Source organism: Spirabiliibacterium mucosae (genome assembly GCF_014884965.1).
GTDB classification, from domain to species: domain Bacteria; phylum Pseudomonadota; class Gammaproteobacteria; order Enterobacterales; family Pasteurellaceae; genus Spirabiliibacterium; species Spirabiliibacterium mucosae.
On sequence record NZ_JABTBO010000049.1, the window covers coordinates 1 to 3,751 of the forward strand.

The 3,751-nt window shown below is 46.3% G+C and carries 2 protein-coding genes; both read right to left on the bottom strand.

The genetic code is table 11. The features are described from left to right. The coding region (locus HPC37_RS10655) for a hypothetical protein (RefSeq protein ID WP_208123086.1) at window positions 1-2,238 on the bottom strand (2,238 nt) is incomplete at its 3' end. Window positions 2,239-2,319: 81 nt separating this feature from the next. Beyond that, a complete protein-coding gene (locus HPC37_RS10660) occupies window positions 2,320-3,216 on the bottom strand; it encodes an OmpA family protein (RefSeq protein WP_208123087.1) in 897 nt (298 codons plus the stop codon). Window positions 3,217-3,751 lie beyond the last annotated feature (535 nt).

The following is a 3,751-nucleotide window of genomic DNA, read 5'->3' on the forward strand; positions in this document are numbered from 1 at the left end:
AACGTCAACATTAATGCTCTTGTTGCTATTACCAAGCTCTTTATCGTCGGCATTAGTCACTTTCGCTTCAACCTTGATTTGCTTGGTGTCTTCAGTGACAGAAACTTGGATTTTCGCGCCGTTATCCAACACGTTTTTATCAACAGTGATTGGTTGCTGTGGTTTGCCATCAATTGTAACCATGAGTTTATCGCCTTCTCTAGCATCTTGTGGCAAGGTTACCAACACTTCTGCTTTATCTTTCTCACCACTATCAACTTCAGCTTTATTTAGCTTGTTATCTTTCGGTGATTTGTCTTCTGGGAACTCGATAGTTGGTGTTAAATCACGCGTATCGTCAACCAATTGTTCATTTGCATTAACAGGATCAGCATCCGCTGTGTTGCCTGCAGGGTCTTCTCCATGCGCAGTCACTTCGCCACCATCTTTCACTTTATCCGCTAGGATAGTTGCTGTGTTCCCTTCTGGATCAGGAATCGTGTCTTTGTCGTTAGATGTCCACTTGCCATCATCACCTTTAGTTAAGGTAACTTCTTTGTCTGGGCCATTATCTTGCGGCACTTTCACCACAACTTTGTCGACTGGTTTCGCGTCATCAGGCAAGCCAACGTCAACTGAGCCATCGTCTTTCGCGGTTAAAGTTGGTTTTGGCGCACTGAGATCGATTTCAATTGAGCCTTCGCCTAAGTTAGACTCATTGCCGGCATCATCAATCACTTTGGCTGTCACTTTCAGCACATCGCCATCTTTTACTGGCACTGGGTCAGTTTGTACATAGCCGTTGGTTAGATCGCTATCTTTCACAGTAATGCTTTGTTTTTTACCATTAATGGTTACTTCAACAGTATCACCCACTTCTGTGCCTTTTGGTAAGCTGATACGAACAGGTGTCGCGTTATCGTCACCTACTTCGTTTTTGTTAAGTTTGCCGTCAGCTTTATCATTGGCACTATCTTCAGGGAAGCTGATCACTGGCGCACCATCTTTGGTCAGTGTTTTAGGGTCATCACTGTTATCGCCATTATCTGCTGTACCATTGCCATCAACATCACCTGGCACTTGAGTATCGACTTCCAGTGTCTTCTCTGGTGAAGTTGCTGATTCGTTACCAGCTGGATCCGTCACTTTCGCAGTCACAGTGACTTTGTCACCGTTTTTCACAGGGATATCGGTGGTGACATGACCATTTTTAATGTCATCTTCAGTAACTGGCTCTTTGATGGTTTCTTTTTTGCCGTTGGTATCGACTGTGATTTCAACAGTATCACCTGGCTCTGTGCCTTTTGGCAGGCTCACTTCAACTGGTGTTTTGCCTTTAGGAACGGCGTCTTCTTTGGCGTTGAGTTTTCCGTCGCCATTTTTATCTTCTGGGAATGTTACAACTGGCGCGTCAGTTGCAATAACTGGATTATCACCCGCCGTCGCAGTGCTTGGATCACTGGTGTTGCCGCTGTCATCTGTGGCAGTGCCAGTCACAGTTGAGCCGTCTTTGACTTTGTCAGCTGGAATGGTGGTTTTGCCTGTTTTAGGGTCAACGTTGAGGTTTGGATCGGTGCTTGACCAGCCATCTTTACCTTTTTCGATCACAGCGGTGTGTGTTTGGCCGTTTTCATCGGTATATTCCACAGTCACTTTTTTGGTGTCTTTGTCTGTTGGCGGCAAAATAGTGATTGAGCCGTCGTCATTGGCTGTGATGCTCGGTGCGTGTGGGGCAGTGGTGTCTGCTTGGTTGCCATTGCCGTCATCGCCACCGTTGGAGTGGAACAGTGCCGCGCCGCCCAAGCCTAACAATGGCACCAATGCCAGCAACCACCATGGGCTGAATGCCCAAAGTGCGGTCACAGGCTCGCCACCGAGTGCTTGGCCTGCCGCTGCGCCATCGGCTAATTCGGTCACTGCATCGGCTTTGACCGCACTTTCAGGCACGTATGGGTAGACTTTGCCATTTTCAAATTGGCCAACCAGCAAGCTGTCGGCACCATTGCCATCAGCGTAGTAGCCTTCAATGATGAGATCAGGTTGCTCAATCGTTGAGCCTTCAAACGCCACTTTGAGGTCGTCGCCGTCGCGTTGGATCATAATGTTTTCAGGCGCGAAGTTGGTCGCGTCGTCTGTTAATTGATAATTAACGTGCGGCTGCGCTTTCACAATAACCGCTTTGCCCGAGTGGACCGCAATTTTAACCGTGTCTAATGTTTCTTTTGCGTTGTTGATGTTCAACGTAATTTGTTTAGCCATTTGATTTACCTTAAATTAACTTGTTCATGGCGCCCAACCGCACTTTGCATTTTTGCCGTTGGGCTTGTGTTCATTTTGGAATTACTTGTTTTCACCGTGCACGATGATGGCAACACGACGGTTTGGTTGGTCGCATTGTTGGCGTGCTTTAGCGTTGTTCGGGAATTGCGTGCGGCAGTTTGGCACCACCAGCTCCGCTTGGCCACGGCCTTCCGTCATAATGAGGTTTGACTGAACGCCGCCTTGCACTAGCGCTTGTTTCACCGTCGCCGCACGTTTGGCAGAGAGCGCTTTGTTGTAAGCGGCGTTGCCTTCTGGGTCAGTGTAGCCAATCACGAGGATATCTTTGATTTTTGCTGGGTTTTGTTTGATGTCGGCAGCCACTTCCGCCACTTCTTGCTTGCCTTTAGCGAGCATGTCGCCGTAGGCCGCGCGGTTGAATTTGAACAGCGCTGAGGCATCCAAGTTGTATTGTTTCAACACGGTTGAGCATTGCGCCACTTTGTCCACGCGTGGCAGGGTGTGGTTTTGGCGTTTGACGTTTTTCAGCTCTTCTTTGGCTACGTCTTCGCTCACTTGCGCCAGGGCTGGTTTGCCGTTTTGGTTCACGATTTTGAAAAATGCCACGTGATTTTCAGGCAAGTTGTAGTATTGGCCTTTGGTCGCTTTTTCGCGGTAGGCTGGGTCTTGCTGGGTAAACTCGGCGAACAGGCGTTGGTTAGCTGAGCAAACATTTTCTTGACGATACGCATTTGGCTGCAATGAGGCCAAGTATTCACCGTTGATGTAAACGTTCACGGTGGAGCCGTCGATGGCATCCGCTGGGCGGTAAATCACCACAGATGCGCGGCCTTCTGGCACTGAGTCGCTGTAGCCTACGTTTTTGGTGTCGGTCCATGTCAGTGGATCGTGGTAGACACAAGCGGTGGTTAAAAATGGCAAAAGTGCTAACAGCCATTTGCGTGAAAAAAATGTCATAAGTACTCCTGAGTGGCATTCGCCGGTTGTAAAAATGTTAAATTAATTTTTTCATTCGAAAATAAAGCGCGCAGTTTACTTTTAAAGCAATGTAAAATCAACGGTAAATTAGGCTTTTCACTGGCATTGCAGCGAGCTGCGTTTGGCTACAAAGTTAAATATCGTTAAATTTCAGTTAGTTGAAAATTGTTTACTTTGTAGCCTTTTGCTTTAATAGGCGTAATTTATCAACGTTGGCGCAAATTTCGTCAATTATAATGTATGTGATTTGTAAACGCAAGGCTTGTTGTTGTTGTTGTTGTTGTTGTTGTTGTTAAGATGTTGATATTTAAGTTGATATAAGTAAAAATGATTTTTGTGTAAATTTTATGCTTTTTGTGTTTATTTTGTGATTTTGTTTTTGAGTTTGTTTTAGGCTGGGTGATTTTTATTTTCGTAACCGCAATTTTGGTTATTATGATGCCATTATTTTGCTTTTCCTTTTCTGTTTTCTTTCATGACTCCGTCATCACGCTACGGTTTCGCCGTTGGCGAC

Bases quoted from the DNA above. Each gene is read 5' to 3' on its own strand.
- HPC37_RS10660 (WP_208123087.1), bottom strand. From the start codon at position 3,216: ATGACATTTTTTTCACGCAAATGGCTGTTAGCACTTTTGCCATTTTTA.